This window comes from Acidovorax radicis (assembly GCF_020510705.1).
GTDB lineage: Bacteria > Pseudomonadota > Gammaproteobacteria > Burkholderiales > Burkholderiaceae_C > Acidovorax > Acidovorax radicis_A.
Map to the genome: position 1 here is coordinate 4,068,418 of NZ_CP075184.1, position 23,926 is coordinate 4,092,343.

General features: G+C 56.8%; 19 protein-coding genes. 3 read left to right on the forward strand and 16 right to left on the reverse strand.

Annotation, left to right across the window (positions count from 1 at the left end; genetic code table 11):
• Window positions 1-142 precede the first annotated feature (142 nt).
• The 13 genes from KI609_RS18645 to KI609_RS18705 form a co-directional block, all read right to left on the reverse strand.
• Complete coding sequence (locus KI609_RS18645; protein ID WP_226445041.1) at window positions 143-1,621, reverse strand: glutamate synthase subunit beta; 1,479 nt, start codon at window positions 1,619-1,621, stop codon at window positions 143-145.
• 48 nt (window positions 1,622-1,669) lie between these two features.
• Window positions 1,670-6,403, reverse strand: a complete 4,734-nt coding sequence (locus tag KI609_RS18650) for a glutamate synthase-related protein (RefSeq protein WP_226445042.1) — start codon at window positions 6,401-6,403, stop codon at window positions 1,670-1,672.
• 174 nt (window positions 6,404-6,577) lie between these two features.
• Window positions 6,578-7,279 carry a transposase gene (locus KI609_RS18655; protein ID WP_226450528.1) on the reverse strand — a complete coding sequence of 234 codons (702 nt, stop codon included), beginning with the start codon at window positions 7,277-7,279 and terminating at the stop codon, window positions 6,578-6,580.
• Between the two features lie 102 nt (window positions 7,280-7,381).
• Window positions 7,382-8,332 carry a class I SAM-dependent methyltransferase gene (locus KI609_RS18660; protein WP_413463341.1) on the reverse strand — a complete coding sequence of 317 codons (951 nt, stop codon included), beginning with the start codon at window positions 8,330-8,332 and terminating at the stop codon, window positions 7,382-7,384.
• Window positions 8,329-8,949: a DUF1415 domain-containing protein gene (locus KI609_RS18665; protein WP_226445043.1), complete on the reverse strand. Its 621-nt coding sequence runs from the start codon at window positions 8,947-8,949 to the stop codon at window positions 8,329-8,331. The genes KI609_RS18660 and KI609_RS18665 overlap by 4 nt, the downstream gene beginning before the upstream one ends.
• Before the next feature lie 257 nt (window positions 8,950-9,206).
• Window positions 9,207-10,382, reverse strand: a complete 1,176-nt coding sequence (locus tag KI609_RS18670) for a deoxyguanosinetriphosphate triphosphohydrolase (RefSeq protein WP_226445044.1) — start codon at window positions 10,380-10,382, stop codon at window positions 9,207-9,209.
• Between the two features lie 69 nt (window positions 10,383-10,451).
• The gene (gene aroB / locus KI609_RS18675; RefSeq protein WP_226445045.1) at window positions 10,452-11,543 is read right to left on the reverse strand and encodes a 3-dehydroquinate synthase; all 1,092 of its coding nucleotides are present in this window, start codon (window positions 11,541-11,543) and stop codon (window positions 10,452-10,454) included.
• Window positions 11,544-11,618: 75 nt separating this feature from the next.
• Complete coding sequence (locus tag KI609_RS18680; protein WP_226445046.1) at window positions 11,619-12,755, reverse strand: hypothetical protein; 1,137 nt, start codon at window positions 12,753-12,755, stop codon at window positions 11,619-11,621.
• Window positions 12,756-12,776: 21 nt separating this feature from the next.
• Window positions 12,777-14,915, reverse strand: coding sequence for a type IV pilus secretin PilQ (gene pilQ / locus KI609_RS18685; protein ID WP_226445047.1), 2,139 nt, complete (start codon window positions 14,913-14,915; stop codon window positions 12,777-12,779).
• A complete protein-coding gene (locus tag KI609_RS18690; RefSeq protein ID WP_226445048.1) occupies window positions 14,912-15,454 on the reverse strand; it encodes a pilus assembly protein PilP in 543 nt (180 codons plus the stop codon). Before KI609_RS18690 ends, pilQ begins: the two co-directional genes overlap by 4 nt.
• Entirely contained in the window at window positions 15,454-16,116 is a 663-nt protein-coding gene (locus KI609_RS18695) for a type 4a pilus biogenesis protein PilO (protein ID WP_226445049.1), read from the reverse strand. The genes KI609_RS18690 and KI609_RS18695 overlap by 1 nt, the downstream gene beginning before the upstream one ends.
• Before the next feature lies 1 nt (window position 16,117).
• Complete coding sequence (locus KI609_RS18700) at window positions 16,118-16,738, reverse strand: PilN domain-containing protein (RefSeq protein WP_226445050.1); 621 nt, start codon at window positions 16,736-16,738, stop codon at window positions 16,118-16,120.
• The gene (locus KI609_RS18705; protein WP_226445051.1) at window positions 16,735-17,814 is read right to left on the reverse strand and encodes a pilus assembly protein PilM; all 1,080 of its coding nucleotides are present in this window, start codon (window positions 17,812-17,814) and stop codon (window positions 16,735-16,737) included. The genes KI609_RS18700 and KI609_RS18705 overlap by 4 nt, the downstream gene beginning before the upstream one ends.
• Window positions 17,815-18,082: 268 nt before the next feature.
• Between KI609_RS18705 and KI609_RS18710 the strand changes: the two genes are divergently transcribed.
• Window positions 18,083-20,479, forward strand: coding sequence for a penicillin-binding protein 1A (locus KI609_RS18710; RefSeq protein WP_226445052.1), 2,397 nt, complete (start codon window positions 18,083-18,085; stop codon window positions 20,477-20,479).
• Between the two features lie 33 nt (window positions 20,480-20,512).
• Here KI609_RS18710 and cyaY read toward each other — a convergent pair whose 3' ends face one another.
• Window positions 20,513-20,842, reverse strand: a complete 330-nt coding sequence (gene cyaY, locus KI609_RS18715; protein WP_226445053.1) for an iron donor protein CyaY — start codon at window positions 20,840-20,842, stop codon at window positions 20,513-20,515.
• Between the two features lie 12 nt (window positions 20,843-20,854).
• Between cyaY and lptM the strand changes: the two genes are divergently transcribed.
• Together lptM and KI609_RS18725 are read left to right on the forward strand one after the other, a co-directional pair.
• The gene (lptM, locus tag KI609_RS18720; protein ID WP_226445054.1) at window positions 20,855-21,064 is read left to right on the forward strand and encodes an LPS translocon maturation chaperone LptM; all 210 of its coding nucleotides are present in this window, start codon (window positions 20,855-20,857) and stop codon (window positions 21,062-21,064) included.
• A gap of 142 nt (window positions 21,065-21,206) precedes the next feature.
• The gene (locus tag KI609_RS18725) at window positions 21,207-22,034 is read left to right on the forward strand and encodes an MBL fold metallo-hydrolase (RefSeq protein WP_226445055.1); all 828 of its coding nucleotides are present in this window, start codon (window positions 21,207-21,209) and stop codon (window positions 22,032-22,034) included.
• A gap of 170 nt (window positions 22,035-22,204) precedes the next feature.
• On the opposite strand, the gene KI609_RS18730 is transcribed toward KI609_RS18725, so the two are convergent.
• Both KI609_RS18730 and msrP read right to left on the reverse strand, forming a co-directional pair.
• Window positions 22,205-22,867 carry a sulfite oxidase heme-binding subunit YedZ gene (locus KI609_RS18730; protein WP_226445056.1) on the reverse strand — a complete coding sequence of 221 codons (663 nt, stop codon included), beginning with the start codon at window positions 22,865-22,867 and terminating at the stop codon, window positions 22,205-22,207.
• A gap of 61 nt (window positions 22,868-22,928) precedes the next feature.
• The gene (gene msrP, locus KI609_RS18735; protein ID WP_226445057.1) at window positions 22,929-23,924 is read right to left on the reverse strand and encodes a protein-methionine-sulfoxide reductase catalytic subunit MsrP; all 996 of its coding nucleotides are present in this window, start codon (window positions 23,922-23,924) and stop codon (window positions 22,929-22,931) included.
• Between the last annotated feature and the right edge of the window lie 2 nt (window positions 23,925-23,926).

The window sequence follows — 23,926 nt, forward strand, 5'->3', positions numbered from 1 at the left end:
ACTCGGCTTGCGGGGTCTTGTGGGCTGATGCGCCAGACCCACAGGTTCCGAGCAAGAAGAACCCAGTCGCATAAAAAAACGGCGCCCGCAGGCGCCGTTCTGAATGGACAGACCCGCCGTCAGCGGGCGAGCCTGCGGCCCATCAACGCGGCAGGTCGGAATAGCCCATCAGGAACTCATCCACTGAACGCGCAGCCTGGCGCCCCTCGCGAATCGCCCAGACCACCAACGACTGGCCCCGGCGAATGTCGCCGGCAGCAAACACCTTGGGTACGTTGGTGGCATAACCACCGTCGAACTCCGTGGTGGCACGGGCATTGCCTCGGGCATCCTTATCCACACCAAAGGCCTCAAGCACCGCAGCGACCGGGCTCACGAAGCCCATGGCCAGCAGAACCAAGTCGGCCTTGAGGATCTTCTCGGACCCCGCGACCTCGACCATCTTGCCGTCTTTCCATTCCACCCGGACAGTCTTGAGGCCGGTGACCTTGCCCTTTTCACCGACGAGCTCTTTGGTGGAAATGGCGAACTCGCGCTCACACCCTTCTTCGTGGCTGGAGCTGGTGCGCAGCTTGATCGGCCAGTAAGGCCAGGTCATGGGGCGGTTTTCCACTGCGGGCGGCTGAGGCATGAGCTCGAACTGCGTGACGCTGGCAGCGCCGTGGCGATTGCTGGTGCCCACGCAGTCGCTGCCCGTGTCGCCGCCACCAATCACAATCACATGCTTGCCGTCGGCGCGCAGCTGGCCCTTGAGCTTGTCGCCCGCGTTGACTTTGTTCTGCTGGGGCAGAAACTCCATGGCGAAGTGAACGCCATCCAGGTCACGGCCGGGCACGGGCAGGTCGCGCGACTGCTCGGCGCCGCCGGTCAGCAGCACGGCGTCGAACTCTTTGTTCAACTGCTCAGGCGTGATGGTTTCCTTGGCCCAGTTGGTGACCTTGGAATCCTTGCCCAGGCCGTCCTTGGCAGCGCCCACGAACACGCTGGTGCGAACGACCACGCCTTCGGCTTCGAGCTGCTTGACGCGGCGGTCAATGTGCGACTTCTCCATCTTGAAGTCGGGGATGCCATAGCGCAGCAGCCCACCCACGCGGTCGTTCTTTTCAAACAGCGTGACGCTGTGGCCTGCACGCGCCAGCTGCTGGGCTGCCGCCATGCCGGCGGGGCCGGAGCCCACCACGGCCACCTTCTTGCCGGTCTTGTGCTTGGCCACACGGGGCTGCACCCAGCCTTCCTGCCAGGCACGGTCGATGATCGCGTGTTCGATGGATTTGATGCCCACCGCGTCGTCGTTCACGTTGAGCACGCATGCCGCCTCGCAGGGCGCGGGGCAGATGCGGCCGGTGAACTCGGGGAAGTTGTTGGTGCTGTGCAGCACCTCGATCGCGCTCTTCCAGTCGGCGTGATACACCAGATCATTGAAGTCCGGAATGATGTTGTTCACCGGGCAGCCGTTGTTGCAAAACGGCGTGCCGCAGTCCATGCAGCGCGCAGCTTGCACCTTGGCCTGGCTCTCATCGAGGCCAATGACGAATTCCTTGTAGTGCTTCAGGCGCTCGGGCACGGGCTTGTAGCCCTCTTCGATGCGCTCGTATTCCATGAAGCCGGTAGTTTTTCCCATGACGATGTCCTTGTTTATGAATGCGGTGCGGATGTCTGCGGTGTCGCCTTACTTGGCGGGAGTCGCTTCATTTTTGGTAGCAGCTACCGCAGGCGTAGCGGACTCCTCCAGCACTTTTCTCTCATAAATTTCAGACAACGCACGTTTGTACTCGGTCGGAAAGACCTTGACGAACTTGCTGCGCGATGCCGCCCAGTTGTCGAGCAGCTCGCGTGCACGCTTGCTGCCCGTCCAGCGGTTGTGGTCTTCCAGCAGCTTCTTGAGCTGGGCTTCATCGGTCTGGCCGTTGTGCCAGATCGAACGTGGCACCGTGGCCTCCTGCTCCGAGGTGGGCAAAATGCGCTCCAGCGTCACCATGGACATGTTGCAACGGGTGTCGAACTGGCCGTCTTCGTCGTAGACGTAGGCGACACCGCCGCTCATGCCCGCAGCGAAGTTGCGACCGGTCTTGCCCAGTACGAGCACTGTGCCCCCGGTCATGTATTCGCAGCCGTGGTCGCCCGTGCCTTCCACCACGGCAGTGGCACCCGACAGACGCACCGCAAAGCGCTCGCCCGCCACGCCGCTGAAGAAGGCTTCACCGGTGGTGGCGCCGTACATCACGGTGTTGCCCACGATGGTGTTACGCACCGCATCGCCCCGGAAGTCGATGCTGGGGCGCACGATGATGCGGCCGCCCGACAGGCCCTTGCCCGTGTAATCGTTCGCATCGCCAATCAGGTACAGCGTGATGCCACGGGTCAGGAACGCGCCAAAGGATTGGCCGCCCGTGCCTTCAAGCTGGATGCGGATGGTGTCGTCGGGCAGGCCTTCGGGGTGCACACGCGTCACCGCGCCCGAAAGCATGGCGCCCACGGAGCGGTTGACGTTGCGGGCCACTTCGATGAACTGCACGCGCTCGCCCTTTTCGATGGCGGGCTTGCTGCGCTCGATGAGCTTGCGATCGAGCGTGTGCTCGATGTTGTGGTCTTGCACATCCACATGGAAGCGCGGCACATCAGCAGGCACATTGGGCTGGGCAAACAGGCGGCCAAAATCCAGGCCACGTGCCTTCCAGTGCTCCAGGCCATGGCGCATGTCGAGCAGGTCGGTGCGACCGATCAGGTCGTCAAACTTGCGAATGCCCAGCTGGGCCATGATCTGACGCACTTCTTCGGCGATGAAGAAGAAGTAGTTCACCACATGCTCGGGCTTGCCCGAGAACTTCTTGCGCAGCGCTGGGTCTTGCGTGGCCACGCCCACGGGGCAGGTGTTCAGGTGGCACTTGCGCATCATGATGCAGCCTTCGACCACCAGCGGTGCCGTGGCAAAGCCGAACTCGTCGGCGCCCAGCAGCGCGCCAATGGCGACATCGCGGCCGGTCTTCATCTGGCCATCGGCCTGCACACGGATGCGGCCGCGCAGGCGGTTGAGCACCAGCGTCTGCTGGGTTTCGGCCAGGCCGATTTCCCAGGGGCCACCGGCGTGTTTGATGGACGACCAGGGCGATGCGCCCGTGCCGCCATCGTGCCCGGCGATCACGACGTGGTCGCTCTTGCACTTGGCAACGCCTGCGGCAATAGTGCCCACGCCCACTTCAGACACCAGCTTGACGCTGATCCCGGCATGGGGCGCGACGTTCTTCAGATCGTGGATCAACTGGGCCAGGTCTTCGATCGAATAGATGTCGTGGTGCGGTGGAGGCGAAATCAGCCCCACGCCAGGCACGCTGTGGCGCAGCTTGCCGATGTAGGTAGACACCTTGCCACCGGGCAGCTGACCGCCCTCGCCCGGCTTGGCACCCTGGGCCATCTTGATCTGGATCTGGTCGGCCGACGACAGGTATTCGGCCGTGACGCCAAAGCGGCCCGAAGCCACCTGCTTGATGCGGCTGCGCAGCGAGTCGCCGTCCAGCAAGGGCAAATCAACCTCGACGTTCTCGGCGCCGATCACGCTCTTGAGCGTGTCGCCCTTCTTGATCGGGATGCCCTTGAGTTCGTTGCGGTAACGCGCAGCGTCTTCACCGCCTTCACCGGTGTTGCTCTTGCCGCCAATGCGGTTCATGGCCACGGCCAGCGTAGCGTGCGCCTCGGTGGAGATGGAGCCCAGCGACATGGCACCGGTGGCAAAACGCTTGACGATCTCCTTGGCGGGCTCGACCTCGTCGATGGAGATGGCCTTGGCAGGATCAATCTTGAACTCGAACAGGCCGCGCAGCGTCATGTGGCGCTTGCTCTGGTCGTTGATGAGCTGAGCGTATTCCTTGTACGTGTTCCAGTTGTTGGATCGCGTGCTGTGCTGCAGTTTGGCAATCACATCGGGCGTCCACATGTGTTCTTCACCGCGGGTGCGCCAGGCATATTCGCCACCGGCGTCCAGCATGGTTTCGAGCACGGGGTCGTCACCAAAGGCGGCCTTGTGCATACGGATAGCCTCTTCGGCAATCTCGAACACGCCAATGCCTTCCACGCGGCTGGCGGTGCCGGTGAAGTACTTGCCCACGGTTTCCGTGTTCAGGCCGATGGCCTCGAACAGCTGGGCGCCGCAGTAGCTCATGTAGGTGCTCACGCCCATCTTGGACATGATCTTGGACAGGCCCTTGCCAATCGCCTTGACGTAGTTGTAGATGGCCTTGTCGGCGGACAGGTCGCCACCCAGGTCCTTGTGCATCTCGGCCAGGGTTTCCATGGCGAGATAGGGGTGCACAGCCTCGGCGCCGTAGCCTGCCAGCACCGCAAAGTGGTGCACTTCACGGGCCGTACCGGTTTCGACCACCAGACCAGCCGTGGTGCGCAGGCCAGCGCCCACCAGATGCTGGTGAATGGCCGACAGCGCCAGCAGCGCAGGGATGGCCACTTGCGTGGCGCTCACGGCGCGGTCGCTGATGATCAAAATATTGGCGCCGCCCTTGATGGCGTCCACGGCCTGTGCGCACAGTGAGGCCAGCTTGGCCTCCACGCCTTCACGGCCCCAGCCCAGCGGGTAGGTGATGTCGATGGTGACGCTCTTGAACTTGCCTTGTGTGTATTTCTCGATATCACGCAGCTTGGCCATGGCCGCGAAGTCGAGCACCGGTTGACTCACTTCGAGGCGCATCGGCGGGTTGACCTGGTTGATGTCCAGCAGATTGGGCTTGGGCCCGATGAAGCTGTTGAGCGACATCACGATGGCCTCGCGGATCGGGTCGATCGGCGGGTTGGTCACTTGCGCAAACAGCTGCTTGAAGTAGTTGTACAGCGGCTTGTTCTTGCCCGAGAGCACGGCCAACGGGCTGTCGTTGCCCATCGAGCCGATGCCTTCTTCGCCGTTCTTGGCCATGGGCGCCATCAGGAACTTGATGTCTTCCTGGGTGTAACCAAAAGCCTGCTGGCGGTCGAGCAGAGGCAGATCAGCCGCTTGTGGCGTAGCCGCCTCGGCACCGGCTTCGATGCTGTCGAGCTTGATGCGCAGGTTCTCGATCCACTGCTTGTAGGGCTTGGTGTTGACGATGTTGGCTTTCAACTCGTCGTCATCGATCATGCGGCCTTGTTCCAAGTCGATCAGGAACATCTTGCCGGGCTGCAGGCGCCACTTGCGCACGATCTTGTTCTCGGGCACGGGCAGCACGCCCGATTCGGAACCCATGATGACCAGGTCGTCGTCGGTGATGCAGTAGCGCGAGGGACGCAGGCCGTTGCGGTCCAGCGTGGCGCCAATCTGGCGGCCATCGGTGAACACGATGGAGGCGGGACCATCCCAGGGCTCCAGCATGGCGGCGTGGTATTCATAGAAGGCGCGGCGGCGCTCGTCCATGGTGGTGTGCTGCTCCCAGGGCTCGGGGATCATCATCATCACGGCCTGGCTGATGGGGTAGCCGGCCATGGTCAGCAGTTCGAGGCAGTTGTCGAACGTGGCGGTGTCGGACTGGTCGGCGAAGCTGATGGGGTACAGCTTTTGCAGGTCGGCCGCGAGCACAGGCGAGGCCATTACGCCTTCGCGCGCCTTCATCCAGTTGTAGTTGCCCTTGACGGTGTTGATTTCACCGTTGTGCGCCACATAGCGGTAGGGGTGGGCCAGCGGCCACTCGGGGAAGGTGTTGGTGGAAAAACGCTGATGCACCAGGCCGATGGCCGAGATGCAGCGCTCGTCCGACAGGTCCTTGTAGTACACGCCCACCTGGTCGGCCAACAGCAGGCCCTTGTAGACCACGGTGCGGCTGGACATGCTTGGTACGTAGTATTCCTTGCTGTGCTTGAGTTTCAGGGCCTGGATGTTGGCGCTGGCCGTCTTGCGGATCACGTACAGCTTGCGCTCCAGCGCGTCCTGCACGATCACGTCGTTGCCACGGCCGATGAACACCTGGCGCAGGATGGGCTCCTTCTTGCGCACGGTGGGCGACATGGGCATATCCACATTGACCGGCACATCGCGCCAGCCCAGCAGCACCTGGCCTTCGGCCTTGATGGCGCGCTCCATCTCTTGCTCGCAAGCCAGACGCGAGGCGTGCTCCTTGGGCAAAAAGATCATGCCCACGCCGTATTCGCCGGCTGCTGGCAAGGTCACGCCTTGCTTGGCCATTTCTTCACGGTACAGCGCGTCCGGGATCTGGATCAGGATACCGGCGCCATCACCCATCAGCGGGTCAGCACCGACCGCGCCACGGTGGTCGATGTTTTCCAGAATCTTCAGAGCCTGCGTCACGATGTCGTGGCGCTTGATGCCCTTGATGTGGGCCACAAACCCGAGGCCGCAGGCGTCGTGTTCGTTACCCGATGAATACAAACCGTGTTGTTGCAGATGCTGGATCTCGGCAGCCGTGGTCATGGCGCACTCCTATATTTTTCGCAGGGAGTCAGAGATTAGTGCATTGCAACATATTTTGGCAAGAAAATTATTCGGGGTCAGATCCTATTTTTGCAAGGGCAATTTTTACCAATCAATTTATAAGGGACACATCAAAAACTATAGCTATTAGCGCTTTATGCATAAGCGCTATAGTCAGTTTTTACTGGTTTTATTGAGTGACGGACGACCAGCACGCCCCTGCACCACACGGCGAGGAGTCTGTTTTTGCAGTTGCTGGATGAAGTCACTATCCCCCAGCGCCCAGCCGCTGAGGGCCGACGCAGTCAGCGCCTCCTGCTCTTGTGCGCCCAGACCCGCTTGAACGAGTTCTGCGTAGGCCGCCTCGCGGGCGAATGGTGTATTGCCCAGATCCCAAAACTGCGCATGCGGCGTGAGGAGCCGGTCATTGCGCACACCAAGCCAATGGGCGTGGCTTGACCAGCGATAGTCCGCAGCATGCGCAACCCGCCCTGCCCGAACGGGGTTGAGATCCATGTACACCATGCATGGCAGCAAATACCGGTCTGGCTGAAGGATGGTGGAACGGTAGCGCCCTTCCCACAAGGTACCACTGCGCCCGTGGCGGCGGTTGAAATACTGTACGTAGCGGCGTCCCACTGCTTGCATCATTTGCGGCAAGGCGGATTCTGTGGACGGCGTAGCGAGCAGATGAAAATGGTTGTCCATCAGCACATAGGCATGCACCGCCACTCCTGATTTCTGGGCGTTTTCAACCCAAAGCGCATGCAGCATCTCAAAATCTTCGTCATCGATGAAGATGGTTTGCCGGTTGTTGCCACGCTGAATCACATGGTGGGCGTAGCCCGGCAAAGTCAGGCGAGGGAGTCGTGCCATGGGGGAGCGATTAGAAGGAGGACGGCCATAATAACCCGTCCCCAATTCAATCAAAGCCCGCTTTTCATCCGCAGGCCCTCCGCCACATCCACCAAAGCAAAGCTACGCCCCAGCCCCATCGGCCGCTGCGCCTTGCAGATCAACGCCAGGTGCGGCCAGCCCAAAGCGCGGGCCCAGTTCTTTTTCGAGGCCAAACTCGATCAGAAGGGCTCGCAAGCGCTCGGCTGCAGCCCGCTTTTTCTGACCGGTGTAGCGCGCGATGATCAACTCGTTTTTCATGCTGTGCTCCCAGCCAACCAGCTCGGTGACCGTGACCTGGTAACCGCGGGCTTCCAGATAAAGGCATCGCAATACGTTGGTGACCTGGCTGCCGATCTCCCGCGTGTGCAAAGGGTGACGCCACAACTCGGCCAAGGGGGTGCGGGCCAGTTGCAAGGCCTTTCCCTGGCGCAAACAGGCCGCCATTTCTGCCTGGCAACAAGGCACCAGCACCATGGCGCGCGCCTTTTTCTGCAAGCCAAACGCAATCGCGTCGTCCGTCGCGGTATCGCATGCATGCAAGGCTGTCACCACATCGATTTGCACGGGCAACTCCTGGGCATCTGTGGACTCCGCCACGGACAGGTTGAGAAATAACATGCGATCAAAACCCAGGCGCTGCGCCAGCGCCCGAGATTTTTCGACAAGTTCAGCACGGGTCTCCACGCCATAGATATGGCCACGCCCGAGACTCTTGAAATAAAGGTCGTAGAGGATAAATCCGAGATACGACTTGCCGGCACCGTGGTCGGCCAGGCTGGGCGCGCTTTCGTTGCCTGACAGCTCCGCCAGAATGGGCTCAATGAAATTGAAGAGGTGATACACCTGCTTGAGCTTGCGCCGCGAATCCTGGTTGAGCCGCCCTTCGCGGGTGAGGATATGCAACTCCTTGAGCAACTCCACGGACTGCCCAGGGCGCAAATCGGCCAACTCGCCAACGCCGGCCTCCGGTACTGCGGACCTCTTCGGGGGCTTGCTGGTCGACACGCGTGCGCTCTGATGCGGTTTCATCATGCGCCCCCTTGCTCGGTCGAGTCGGTCTCGGCCGTGCTAGGCCCCACGTCGAGCGCTCGCCAGCCCTGCATGCCCAACGATTCCAGAACCTCCATGTTCCGCTCGAAAATGACCTCCGCTTCAGGGAACACCGCGACCGCCCGGTCAATGCTGGCCTCGCGAAGCAAATGCAAGGTGGGATAGGGCGCTCGATTGGTGCAGTTCGTCACATCATCCACGGTCGTTCCGGCAAACTGAAACTGTGGATGAAAGCTCGCCACCTGAAGAACGCCCGCGAGGTTCATGGATTCCAGCACATCCTCCACCTGCTTGAGGAAATCGTTGAAATCCAAAAAATCCGCCAAGCAGTGCGGAAGTATCAGCAACGTGGTGTCACGCAGTTCCGCAGGTGTCTCGGTCAACGCGACCAGCTCATGCCGCAACAGGTCCAATACCTCCGGCACGCTTTGCGTCTGCGCCACCACGTAATGGATTTGCTGTTTGACATGCACGCCCTTGGCAAATGGGCACAAATTCAGCCCGATCACTGCCCGCTCCAGCCACTTCACAGTGTCATCGACATAAGGGTTGGAGGTGCCGGACGCCCCGTGGTCAATGGCGAAGGTAGTTGAATTCATGGAACGCGTGCGAGGCACAGTGACGGAGAACGGGGCATTTTACCGACCCGCCCCCACCAGCCCTCCCCTAGGGATGTCCTGCATAACTCCCTGCGGTCTGTGATAGCGCGGCCTCGGGCAGTCCGCTGCGTTGCTTTTCTTGCCAATAGCTCGGCTATTGGCTGCAAAAAGACGCCTTGCGGCCTGTCCCGATCCGCACTAGCACCGACTCGCGAAGGTTATGCAGGACATCCCTAGGCTGTAGGCTGCGACCTCAACTATTCACTGAACAAGCGACGGCCCGTGAGCCGTTCGTGCTCACGCATGGCAAAGCGATCTGTCATTCCGGCAATGAAATCAGCCACAGCACGTGCGCGAGCGGTGTCATCGCCGCTCAAAGCCCGGTGTGTGAACGACGCCTTCATCTCGGTGGGGACCGCCATGTAAGCGGAAAAAAGCGCGCGCACAACTTCCTGCGCCTGGCCCGTTGTTTCCATGACCTGCGGATGCCGATACAGGTGCTTGAACAAGAATTGTTTGAGCACCGTGGAGCTGTCTCGCATGCCATTGCTGAACTGCACAAGAGGGGGCAAACGGCGAACATCATCCACGGTGCCCGGCGCATGCTGCGACAGCGCCGCGCCGGTTGCGGCAATCACGTCGTAAACCTGGGCACTGAGCATTCGCCGGATCGCCTCGTACAGCAAACGCCGTTGCATCGAGGATTGGGCCAGCTCGGGAAACTCATTCAGCGCGGCGGTGCGGTATTGATCGAACAAGGGCACGTCCTGCAACTGCTCCATCGAGATCAGCCCCGAACGCACGCCGTCATCAATATCGTGGGCGTTGTAGGCGATCTCGTCGGCCAAATTGCACAGTTGCGCTTCGAGACTGGGTTGCTCGCGACGCAGAAACCGCAACCCCACGCCGTTCGGCTCCCGCTGCTCCAGTTGCTGCGCATGCACGCGCGAGCAGTGCTTCAAGATGCCTTCGCGGGTTTCAAAGGTGAGGTTCAGGCCATCGTATTGGGGATACCGCTCTTCCAGCGTATCGACAACCCGCAGACTTTGAAGGTTGTGCTCAAAACCGCCATGGTCCGCCATGCAGACGTTCAGGGCATCCTGCCCTGCGTGCCCGAACGGGGTGTGCCCCAAGTCGTGGGCCAGCGAGATCGCCTCGACCAGATCCTCGTTGATACGCAGCGAGCGCGCCACCGAGCGCCCCAGCTGCGCCACCTCCAGCGAGTGCGTGAGCCGCGTGCGAAACAGATCTCCCTCGTGGTTCAGGAACACCTGCGTTTTGTAGACCAAGCGCCGAAACGCCGTAGAGTGCACGATGCGGTCGCGGTCACGCTGGTAATCGGTGCGCGTAGGCGCATCGATTTCCGGATAGCGCCGCCCCCGGGTCGCCGCCGCATGCGACGCATAGGACGTCAGATTGGAATTTTGGTTCAAAACAGGCCTTAGCGCTTATCTAATCAGCGCCAAAAGCTATTAAATTTATAGCAAAAGCCAATACTTCACTCATTCACAGCAAGCATCAATGACCTGGCGAACCAGCGCGTCTGGCGCAGAGCGCACCACAGCCTTGCCAGGTCCATCAATCAGCACAAAGCGAATCTCTCCCCCTTCAGATTTCTTGTCGATGCGCATCAGCTCAAGATAGCGTCCAGCGTTATCTGCAGCGTCAAGGATCGGGCCTTTGGTAGGCAAACCAGCGCGCTGAATAAGTGTTGTGAGTCGCCGAACAAATGCCTCGTCGATCAAACCCAAACGACGGGACAACTCGGCAGCCATCACCATGCCGGCGGCCACCCCCTCACCATGCAGCCAAACGCCATAGCCCATGCCTGCCTCGATGGCATGACCGAAGGTGTGGCCAAAATTAAGAATGGCACGCAGGCCGGTTTCCTTTTCATCCTGGCCAACGACCAATGCCTTGATCTCACAACTGCGCTGGACGACGTGAGCAAGCGCATTTCGGTCTTTTGCCAATACTGCATCCATAGAACTCTCGAGCCAGCCCATGAAAGCGATGTCTGCAATGGGACCGTATTTGATGACTTCTGCCAGCCCCGCACTGAGCTCTCGGGCCGGCAAAGTCTCTAACGTATTCAAGTCACAAACCACCAATCGCGGCTGATAAAAGGCCCCAATCATGTTTTTCCCTATAGGGTGATTGACGGCAGTTTTCCCCCCCACAGAGGAATCTACTTGCGCAAGCAGGGTAGTTGGTATCTGCACGAATGGAATGCCCCGCATATAGGTAGCAGCAGCAAAACCTGTCATGTCACCAATGACGCCACCGCCAAGAGCGAACAAAACAGTTTTTCGATCACACTCCCACTGCAGCATCGAGTCAAATATTCGATTCAAAGAATCCCAGTTTTTGTGAATCTCCCCGTCAGGCAACTCAATTACGTGAATTTTTTTAAACAATTTCTCTAGAGATTTCAAAACCCGCGGCAAATGCAATTTAGCTACAACAGTGTTAGTCACAACAACCGCAACACCACCAAGTGCACTAAGCCGCAGAGAGTTCAGAGTCAGCTCAACATCACTTCCAATTAGGATATCGTATTCCCTATCAGGCAATTCAATCCGAACCGAATTCATAATCACAAATATCTCGATTCAATAGCAAAAAAGGCCAATTCGAAAATTGGCCTTTCAAGTTAACACATCACCTTGTTATGGGCAAGCTACAGCACCGCCATCTTTGATGGTGACCGACACAGTTTGCTTAACAAGCTTCGAGTCATAAATGTCAATTGGAATTACCTTATCGGCAGTCACACACCTCACCGTGGCGGAGGAAATGGGAAGCGTAGCCGTGAGAGTGTTTGCAGTTACCGAGAGCGTTGTAAAAAAGCTTTGATCTGCAGGGCTAACCAACGGCGTGTAGGGTGCTGTACCGCCAGCGATCAGATAGGTCAGTGTAGTGGGCGTTGCACTCTTCTCATCCACCGTTTGGTTTGCAGGCGAAACTTGCAAAACACTACTATTGACCGTCACAGAAATTACCACAGACTGATTCGCAGCATCAGTGATGGTGACATTAGAGGAACCCAAAGCAACCAACCCAACCGACACAGAAGAGCCGGACACAGTAGCTGTAGCAACCGACATATTGGTAGAACTCACTGTGTAGGGAGCCACGCCTCCGTTAATAGCTACGGTAGTTGTAGTGGCAGCAGCTCCAGTGATCGAAGCGGGGGAGGCAGACAACGTACCAACCTGAACCGTGACTGTCACGCTGAGTGTTGCACCCGCAGCATCTGTAATCAAGACGGTAGAACTTCCAGCTTTAGGCAAGCCCGTCACTGTGACGGTTGAGCCAGATATCGTTGCATTAACCGTGCTGGTATCTGAACTATTAACAGAGTATGGAGCGACACCACCCCGAATATTAAACTGGGTCGACTGATTTGGCCTCAAAGTAACAGCGGTCCCTGCACTACTGACGAGAGGAACAGCCTTCGCGGTGACAGTAATCTTAACTTGTTGAACCGGCAGACTTTCGTCGTATACCGTGAGGGTTGAAGTTCCGTCACTGTTTCCAGAGATATACAGGACCCCTTCCGACGACAGCTTTGCACTGACAGATGCATCGGAACTAATCACTCCATAGGGCCCTGTGCCCCCTCGTACTTCAATTCCCGTAGAGCCACTAGCGCCGACCGGCAAACTGATCGCATCGACTGGTGGGTATACCCTGAGCGTAGCCGAAGGCCCATTAGGAGTACCGCCACCGCCACCGCCACCGCCACATGCTGCGATTAAAGCGCTAGAAACGACTACCAATAAGATTTTGAATATATTCTTCATAATTACCACGCAGTTTATAAACTATCGTTTTGGACCAGCATCTGAAATCACCTTGGGCGTGATAAACACCAACATCTCGCGCTTGGTCGACTCCTTCGTGCGGCTCTTGAACAAATTACCCACTACAGGAACGTCACCCAATAATGGTATTTTATTTTCCTGATTGGTTTCTTCCATTTCAAAAATACCGCCAATGACCACCGTTCCACCATTCTCAATCAAAATTTGAGTTTTAACGTGCTTGGTGTCGATTGCCACCCCTTGGGTTGTCGTTTCTCCACGACTGTCTTTGTTCACATCTAGATCCAGAATGATATTTCCCTCTGGAGTTATTTGCGGAGTTACCTCTAGCTTCAACACTGCCTTCTTGAAGGCCAATGTGGTTGCACCATTAGGTGCAGTTACAGCATACGGATACTCCGTTCCCTGCTCAATAATTGCCTTTGTTTGATCCGCTGTAATAATTCGGGGACTAGAGACAATGCGCCCTTTACCATCGGCCTCCATCGCCGATAATTCCAGCGTCAAGAATCGATTTGCAGCAGAATTAAAAATGGACAGCGCAAAGCTACCTACTCCCGAAACATTGGAGAGACTGGCAGGAAGGTTAACAAAGTTTCCGCTGGTACTTGTCGTTCCACCTGCTCCGCTGGATGCCACCGCATTATCGTAAGAGGTACCAAGCGCTACGCGATTATTACCGCCAATTCCGTAACCACCATCACCACCGCGATTCGCACGCAAATCAGTTCCCCCTAAGCGGACACCAAGCGAACGGCCGAAAGAATCACGCGCTTCAACAATACGCGCTTCGATCAAAACTTGGCGAACCGCGACATCCAAGCTAGCCAACAGAAGACGAACCTCTTCCAACTTGCTAGGCGTATCCGTTACAAACAACTGGTTTGTTCTGGGTTCTGAAATCGCGCTTCCACGCTCTGAAAGAAATCGAGTTGAACTACCACTTCCCCCTGAGCCTGATGATGTCGTTAACTGCGTCACGATATCAGCTGCCTTTGCATAGTTCAGCTGGAATGCCTGCGTTTTCAGAGGCTCCAGTTTTTGTATTGCCTGGACCGCTTCAAAATCCTTTTTGGTGCGAGCATCGATTTCGTCCTTCGGAGCAATCCAAAGAACGGAACCAGTTTTCCGCATTCCCAAACCTTTGGCATCCATGATGATCTGAAGTGCTTGATCCCAAGGCACATCTTTAAGCCGCAAAGTCAGTGCACCAGTCACCGTATCTGACGTCACGATATTAAAATTCGTGAAATCTGCAATCACCTGCAGCAGCGAACGTACCTCGATATTTTGGAAATTCAGCGAAAGCTTTTCCCCGGAATATCCAGGTCCCTGCGTGAGCTTGCTGAGATCAACTTTCTTTTGCCGAATTTCGACAACAAACTGGTTGTCGCTTTGATACGCACTGTGCTCCCAATCACCATTGGATTCAATCAGCATGCGAACGCGCTCGCCGGCCTGTGTGGTGGTCACGGTTTGAACAGGTGTTCCAAAATCAGTGACATCCAAACGGCGGCGCAACCCCTCGGGCAGCGACGACCGCATAAACTCGACAACAATACCCTTGGCTTGCTGCTGAAGGTCTACACCCACCTGATTGTTGGCGAGATTGACAACCACACGCCCAGAGCCATCTGCCCCGCGGCGAAAGTCTATATCTTTCAGCGCCAAAACATCGCTGTTGTGATTTTCCGAAAAAACAACTGGAGCAGCAGCCGACATAGATGCTGATCCAGCAACAGGGTCAAGCGACAACAACACAGATTGCCCTTGAACATCCGCTCTGTACGAAGTTGGTGATTTAAGATTCAACACAACACGCGAGCGCCCACCAGCCTGAACAATATTGACGGATTTCAAATTACCTAGATTCACCTCATAAGCAGATTTTCCAGAAGAATTACCAACCCCTTGAAAATCAAGCGCAATACGAGCAGGAGACTGTGTTGCAAAACCCGTAGGGGGTGCGACAACAGCATCAGAAAAATCAATTTTCAACGTTTCGACACCGCCTTGAACGCTGGCAGAAACACCATTGATATTGCCTTGGGCTGCCACGCCCAAAGAAAGAACCGCAAGAGAAACGCCTATCGCAGCGCTACGGCAATAATTTACAAAAAAGCCATCATTATGTTTCATTTCTTTCCCTCTTGCAGATCAAGCGATGCTGTGCGCTCTATCCAATCTCCAGTCGCATCTTGAGCGATTTCGCGCAACTGAATGGAATTTTCGGAAATTTTAGTGATCTTCCCGTAGTTTTGCCCCAGGTAATTACCCACCTTGACCTGATAAATCAAGTTATCAACCTTCAGCAAGGCAGTAGGGGCACCTTCTTTGTTAAGACTTCCCACCATTGCCATTGAATCGAGAGGAAAAGCCTCCAGAGGCTCTTTGCGGCGAGCCATTTCGGGTGCAATCAAAGCTGCATTCGACGCAACCTGAGTGGAATCCCGACGCAATGCTTGTGTTAACCGAACCTGATTGAAGGGCTCAATAGCCCCATCTTCGGCATAAGGCTCAGGGACGAATTTTTTCGGTTCCGTCAACGGGGTGACGCTGGGTTTTGTGTTGGCCCGCTGATCTGCCATCCAGATGCGTAACTCATCCTCACCCGTTGGCCCACAGCCTGCAAGCGCCAAACTGAGCCCAATCAAAAGTAGCGGTGATTGGATCTTCATCACTTTGCGCCTCCCGCCTTCTTTTGCGCCTGGATCTCTTCAGGGTCGAGATATCTGAACGTACGGGCAGTGGCATCCATGGTCAGAGCATCGCGAGCGCCCGGAGTAATCGTTATGTTATTAAGAGTCACAATGCGGGACAGATGTGCCACATCTGATGCGAAAGCACCTATATCGTGGTATCGACCGGTCACCCGTATCGATATGGGCAATTCTGCATAATAATCTTTTGCAACAACTTGCCCCGGCCTAAAAAGATCGAACTGCAAGCTACGACCCAAACCGGATTGGTTAATGTCCGATAACAACGCAGCCATTTCCGCCTTGCTGGGCAATTGCTTCTCCAGTTGAATCACATATTGCTGAATTTGCTCTCTTTGTTTTTTAAGCGCATCCAGACTGACCGCTTTAACCAATTTCTTCTGATAGTCAGCACGAAGCACGACTTCTTTATTGCGCTCATCATCCAACTGAACCTGGTAGTCTTGCAAAAAAGCAAACCACGCAATAACGGCGACAACTACGGCAATAAAAATGCAAAGCAACACTCTGGGCAAAACCGGCCAAAGCGATGGGTCTTTTGTATCCAGATTCTTGAACTGCCGCTGAACAACTTCCATCCTCTCAGAGAAGCTGACTGAATTTTCTTTTTTCTTCGCCATGTCACTTTCCTCCTGGCGACCCAGCGGCACTTGCAGCTGCTGCTATGGTTTTTTGTGCTTCACTCGCGCGGACAAGTTGAAACCTGAGGTTAAAGGAAGACACTCGTCGCTGGTCTCGTGGAGTCAGGGCCACCGTATTCGCGACAATTTCAGTCAGCTCGGGCTTTGCCAGCCACGGAGTGTTAGTCGCAAGATTGCGCAACAACTCAGAAACGCGTTCGTTTGATTGAGCCATGCCCTGCATCGTGATGGTTTGCCCAGCCTGTCTGATCGCCGTGATGTAGACACCATCAGGCAATTGCGTCACGAGTTCGCTCAGCAAATGCACAGGGAGATTTCTGTCCGATTGGAGGTCTTCCACTGCTTTTTGACGAGCGCGCAAAGAAGCGATTTCATCCTCGATCGACGCAATTTCCTTGATCTGCCCCTCAAGAACTGTGATCTCTTGCTTAAGAAAGGTGTTCTTGGCTTGCTGATCCGTAATCATCATCTGGAACCACCAATAAATGGCGCCAGCAATCACCAATCCCAAAAGGAAGGACGCAAACATCGTGGCTTGAAAGGCCTCTTTTCGACGTTTGCGGGCCTCCTCACGATGTGGAAGTAAGTTAATCAAGATCACTGCAAGAACCTCCGCATAGCCAGACCGCAAGAGGTCAAGTAAGACGGCGCTTCACGCACCATTTTTTTCAATCTGACGGAACTTCCTATTTCCATGCCATCAAATGGATTCACGGCACTGCACGCAAAGCCTGTTTGCTGGGTTACCGCTTCCGTCAGTCCTGGCAACGGGGCTGACCCACCAGCCAACATGATGTGGTCCACACGGTTGTGGGGAGTACTTGTAAAGAAAAACTGTAATGCCCGCCCGATTTCTTGAGCCATGCTGTCGACAAAAGGACGAAGTACCGCCGACTGGTAATCTTCAGGGAGATCACCATTGCGTTTTTTGCTTTCTGCTTCTTCCACAGAGAAGCCGTACTGCCGCACAATGAGTTGCGTCAGTTGAGCGCCGCCAAAGGCTTGGTCGCGGTCATAGAGAACTTCTTCGTTTCGGATGACCTGCATGCTAGTGGTAAGCGCACCCACCTCGAACAATGCGACCATGGCATCCACCCCCTTGCCGGGCAAGGCCTCAATGAGCCGACCTGCGGCAAGACGCGACGCATGAGATTCAATGTCTACAACCACTGGCTTAAGGCCAGCCGCCTCGGCAAGCCCTTGGCGGTCCTGCACTTTTTCACGGCGAGACGCCGCAATAAGCACATCCACATCACCGGGCGCATTCTTGCTGGGCCCAATGACACAGAAATCTAGGCTGACTTCGTCCAAAGAAAACGGAATGTATTGATTGGCTTCGGATTCAACCTGAACTTCAAGTTCTTGCTCGGTCATCCCACCCGGAAGCGTAATCTTCTTGGTGATGACTGCAGACGGCGGCAGCGCCAGCGCCACATTTTTGGTTCGCGTGCCACTCTTTTTTACAAGTCGACGCAGCGCGTCGGCAACTTCGTCAAATTTTTCGATGTTGCCATCTGTAATCCAGCCGCGTTCCAACGGCTCGATGGCACAACGCTCCAGAACGAGACTACCCGCCTTATCGCGGCCCAACTCCACCAGCTTGACGCTGGAAGAACTGATGTCGATTCCCAGCAGCGGTGCTGACTGGCGATTGAACAAAGACCCCATTGAGATCAAGATTGGTCCCCTGTAACTTGCCAAAATGAGGCAACAAAACTTAACACTTCACTTGAATGCTATCAGTAAGATAGTTCTCCAGCAAAGATTTTTCCGGGAGTAACGTGTTTGGAGCGTTGCCAAAAGCAGACGAAATTCAAGGCGTCTGCAATGCCGCTTAGCCGCAGCCCGGCACCTTTCGACGGCCTCAATAGGGCCGAGAATCAATATTTTCGGTAGCCAAGCGCAGACATTTTTATAATGGGCGGCCTTACCCACTCGGAGCGATATGCCTCGGCCCTCCCCATCGAAGTCTCCCGACCAATCTGACACTCGCTCTTCTCGCGTTCGGCCGACTTGGCTTCGCTGGGTTTTACGTATCATTTTGTGGCTCGTTGGCTTAGCCACCGCAGCAGCGCTCGGGCTCGTCGTCACAGTGGCGATTGCCCTGTCAGTGGCGTATCCCAACTTGCCTGACATCTCGGATCTCGCAGACTACCGGCCCAAGCTCCCCCTTCGGGTCTACTCTGCAGAAGGCGCGCTGCTGGGGGAGTTTGGCGAAGAACGCCGCAATCTCACCCCGATCGGCGAGATACCGAAGGTCATGAAAGACGCCGTTCTTGCCATTGAGGATGCGCGCTTCTTTCAACACGGTGGCGTGGACTACAAAGGCGTGTTGCGTGCAGGTCTGGCCAATCTAGGGCGAGTTAAGAGCCAGGGCGCCTCTACTATCACAATGCAAGTGGCACGTAATGTTTATCTCTCGTCGGAAAAAACATTTACTCGAAAGATTTACGAAATCTTACTTACATTTAAATTGGAGCACATGCTTTCCAAGGATCAGATCCTTGAGATTTACATGAATCAGATTTACTTGGGAAATCGTGCATACGGTTTTGCTGCTGCTTCCGAGGCATATTTTGGTAAGCCGCTCAAGTCAATATCCATCGCAGAGGCAGCGATGCTGGCGGGTTTGCCAAAAGCCCCGTCTGCATACAACCCCATCAGCAATCCCAAACGGGCCCGGATTCGCCAGCAGTACATCATTGAACGCATGGAAGAAAATGGCTTCATCACCGCCCAGCAAGCGGCAGAGGCCAAGAAAGAAGGGCTGCGGATTCGCACAGGCCCCGATACGACCCGGGTCCATGCAGAGTACGTCGCAGAAATGGTGCGCCAATTGATCTTCAGTCAATATGGCAACGAGGCCTACACACGCGGGCTGAATGTGTACACCACACTCAATGCCGCAGAACAGGAAGCCGCTTACGCCGCCTTGCGCCGCGGGATCATGGACTATGAGCGGCGCCAACACTACCGGGGGCCAGAAAAATTTGTCCCCCTGCCGGTTGTGGCACAAGAGGTGGAAGATGCCATTGACGATGCCCTGGCAAACCATCCAGACAACGGCGATGTGCTTTCAGCTGTTGTGCTGGAAGCAACTGCGCGCAAGATCGTCGCTGCGCGCGCCAATGGGGACACACTTGAGATCACCGGTGATGGACTCAAACCCGCACAATCGGGCCTGAGCGACAAAGCGCCGCCGAACACCAAAATTCGGCGTGGAGCAATCATCCGGGTAGTGAAGACACCAAAAAACACGTGGGAGATCACCCAGTTGCCGGAAGTTGAAGGCGCATTCGTTGCACTCGACCCTCGCAATGGATCCATTCGCGCACTGGTGGGTGGCTTTGACTTTGATAAGAACAAGTTCAACCACGCCACGCAGGCGTGGCGCCAACCCGGCTCCAGTTTCAAGCCCTTCATCTACTCTGCGGCTTTGGAAAAAGGATTTACCCCCGCCACGGTCATCAACGACGCCCCTTTGTTCTTCGATGCCGGCGTCACGGGAGGCCAACCTTGGGAGCCCAAGAACTACGATGGCAAGTACGATGGCCCCATGACGATGCGCACTGGATTGGCAAAGTCAAAAAACATGATTTCCATCCGAATCCTGCAGGCGGTAGGTCCCAAGACAGCCCAAGAATGGGTGGGCCGATTTGGGTTTGATCCCGAGAAACACCCGCCATACCTCACCATGGCGCTGGGTGCAGGTTCCGTGACACCGCTGCAGATGGCATCAGCCTACTCAGTGTTTGCCAATGGGGGCTATCGCATCAACCCCTGGCTGATCGCCAAGGTGACGGACCACAAAGGCCGCGTGATTTCCGAAACCCCGACCGCCGCCACCAGCGAAAACCCGCGTGCGATCGAGGCGCGCAACGCGTTCATCATGAGCAGCCTCCTGCAGGAGGTGACACGCACCGGAACAGCAGCAAAAGCACAAGCCACTCTCAAGCGTCCCGATCTGTATGGAAAGACCGGAACCACCAACGATTCCGTGGATGCGTGGTTTGCCGGTTTTCAGCCCTCCATCGCTGCCATCACGTGGATTGGTTACGACACACCTCGCAATCTCGGCAGCCGCGAGACAGGTGGGGGCCTCAGTTTGCCGGTATGGATCAGCTTTATGGAGCGTGCACTCAAAGGCGTGCCCGTGATGGAGCCTACGGTTCCGCCGGGCCTCGTGAATGTAGGTGGCGAGTGGTTCTACGAGGAATATGCCCGCAATGCGGGTGTTTCCAGCGTGGGGATGGAGGATCGTTCGACGGGTTCCGCCGGTGCACCGCAGGCGCCACCGCCGTCGGAAGAGCGCAGCCGCATTCTCGATCTGTTCCGCAATTGACGACCGGCCTGAACGAAGCTGGGCAAAATTCGTTCAGGCCACAAAACCAAGCGGGAATCCTGATTGCCGGGTAGCGTCATCGGTCAAGCGCGAAAAGAACTCCCCCGCGCCCTTGGTGTCCTGCCACGCAAACCCGTCGAACCGAAAGTGATATCCGCCCGACTGCGCAGCCATCCACACTTCGTGCAGAGGTTTTTGCAGGTTAATCACGATTTGGCTGCGGTTGGGAAAAGTAAGCGTCACCATCCCACCCGAGCGCTGGCTATCCACATCGGCATCCGTCGTGTCGTTAAAACGGTCGCAGCTGCGTTCGACCGCAAGCAGCAGTTGTTCGGCGTGGTCCATGAATTCGAGGTCGGTCATTACAATTTGCCCATGTTGAAATCTTCCCAAATTTTAGTCAGGACGTTTGTCCTTGCCGCCAGCACGGCGGCCGCTGCCGGTTGTGGGCAACGTGGGCCGTTATATCTTCCCACGACCCCATCCGCAGAGCAGCGCGCCACCTTGCCCCAAACCCTTACACCGGGCAACACCACGGCACCGCCAGCACAACCGTCTGCCGGTACGGCCTCGACGCCACGCTAACCAAAGCAAAAGACGCCTTTCGCGGATACCTCGGCAACATGTCGGCGCTTGGTATCGACAAAACAGCGTTGCTTGATATCTATCAAGCACAAGATTTAGGGTCAATCGTAAAGTCCCTGCTTTATTGCACTGCAGGACGGCCATGGCCCTGGAACTCTACCGCGACAAGAATCACGCTTGCCTGATGTTCACCGACCTCATTGAGGAAGATGGCATGGCCGTGCAGGCCAATCAGTTTCTCATCGTGGACGACGATACCGGCGCCATCATCGACCCGGGCGGTAACCTCGCATTCAACGAGTTATTCATGGGAATGACCCAGCATTTCCCGCCGCACAAGCTGTCGTATTTGCTCGCATCCCATGCCGACCCGGACATCATTGCCTCGCTGGATCGGTGGCTGACCAGCACCCGGGCCAATTTGGTGATCTCGCGCGTCTGGGAGCGTTTTGTGCCGCATTTCACCAAGGTTGGTAAAACAGAAAACCGCATCATCAGCGTGCCGGACAGCGGCGGCCGTCTGCCGCTGGGGCGCAATGAGCTGATTCTGGTGCCCGCCCATTTCATGCATTCAGAGGGCAATTTCCAGTTCTACGACCCTGTGAGCCGCATCCTGTTTACGGGAGATCTTGCCGTGTCAATGATGTCTGGCGCACAAGCGCGCGTGCCCGTGACCGACCTTGCCCCGCACATTCCGTTCATGGAAGGTTTTCACCGCCGCTACATGGTGTCCAACAAGATCCTGCGTCTGTGGGCGCGCATGGCTCGGCAGCTCGACATCTCCATGCTGGTGCCCCAGCACGGCGCCCCGATCATGGGTAAACAGGCCATCAACGACTTTTTTGATTGGATCGAAAACCTGATGTGTGGCATTGATGTATTCGACGACCGGGCGTATCAGATTCCGAAGGGGTACATCGATCCGGTCACGCGCCAAATGCGCCCCGCATTGCGCGCAGTCAACGGCTGAGAATAACTCCAGCGGCGCAGCGGCACACATCGCGAGCGGATTTCGAGGAAACCTGGTTTCACTCACGCGACCATTGCTCAACAACGCCTTTGGCAAAAATAGCAGCCAAATTGGCCTCTAGCGCTTTATTCACAAGCGCAAGCAGCTATATATTTAATAGCAAATAGGCACTAACGCAAGTCCGTGGCTGATCCCCTCAAGGCGGCCGTCCCGCTAGGGGCCTTGTTCCCGTTGGTGTGCTTGTGCAGCGCACGCAAGGCTCGCCATCCCAACAGGGCCCCGAGGATGGCGGCATACACCGCAACTTCACCAAAATTGTTCTTGCCCGCACGCATCCAGAAAAAATGCAGGATGGCCAGCGCGGCCACCCCATACACGGCGCGATGCAGTGCCTGCCACCGCTTGCCACCCAGCACCTTGATGGCTCGATGGAACGAGGTGGCGGCCAGCAGCGCCAACAACAGCAGCGCCAGAGACCCCACAAGGATGAACGGCCGTTTTGCGATGTCACGCGCGATCTCGGCCAGGTCAAAACCCATGTCGAACCAGCTATAGCTGAGCAGATGAAGCACGCCATAAAAGAACACGAACAAGCCCAGCATGCGCCGAAAGCGCGCTAACTGTGGCGTGGACGTGAGCACACGCAAGGGGGTAACGGCCAGCACCAGACAAAGCGACCGCAGTGTCCAGTCACCGGTCGCACGGATCAGTGCCTCGGCGGGGTTGGCTCCCAGTTGATCCGCAACCGCTGCATAGATCAGCCACGCCAGCGGAAGCAGGTACGCCATAAAAACCGCGGGTTTGGCGGCCGGGTGGAGCAGAAGTTTTCGCATGGGGAAGAGCGGCCGTTCGTCCGTTTGCAGTGCAATCGCCCAGTCGAATCGACCTCAGCAATCAGAAGAACTTCTTGAGGTCCATGCCCGCATACAGCTGGCCCACCTGGGCCTCGTAGCCGTTGAACATGAGCGTTTTGCGCTTTTTGGCGAACAGGCCATCTTCCCCAATGCGCCGCTCGGTGGCCTGGCTCCAGCGCGGGTGGTCCACAGTGGGGTTCACGTTGGAATAAAAGCCATATTCCTGCTGGGCAGCCTTGTTCCAGGCGGTGCCGGGCTCTTTCTCGACAAAGCGGATTTTCACAATGCTTTTAGCGCTCTTGAAGCCGTATTTCCACGGCACCACCAGGCGCACGGGCGCTCCGTTCTGGTTGGGAAGCACCTCGCCATACATGCCAAACGCCAGCAGGGTGAGCGGGTGCATGGCCTCATCCATACGCAAGCCCTCCACGTAAGGCCAGTCGAGCACACGTGAGCCCACATACGGCATCGTGGCCTTGTCAGCCAAGGTCACAAATTCCACGTACTTGGCGCTGCCCTGGGGTTCCACGCGCTTGATCAGCTCGGCCAGCGAATAGCCCACCCATGGAATCACCATGGACCAGCCTTCCACGCAGCGCAGCCGGTAAATGCGCTCCTCCTGCGCACTGAGATTGAGCAGGTCTTCGATGCCGTACTTGCCAGGTTTTTTCACCAACCCCTCTACCTCCACCGTCCATGGCGTGGTTTTCAAGGTGTGGGCGTTGCGGGCGGGGTCTGCCTTGTCGGTGCCAAATTCGTAAAAATTGTTGTATGTGCTCGCGTCTTTGTAGTCCGTGAGTTTCTCCATGGACAGCGCCCCTGGCACCGTGGACTTCACGCCCGCCAAGGCGGAGAGCTTGCCAGGGCGCGGCACCTGGGCCAGCGCTTCACGCCCCGCCCAAGAGGCCAGCGCGGCGCCAGCAGCGCCGCCCGCCATGGCCCGAAGTATCTGGCGGCGGTCTTCATACACCGACCGGGGGGTGATTTCGGAGGAGCGTGGGTGGCCTGCACCCAGTTGGCGGGATGGAATCAGCATAC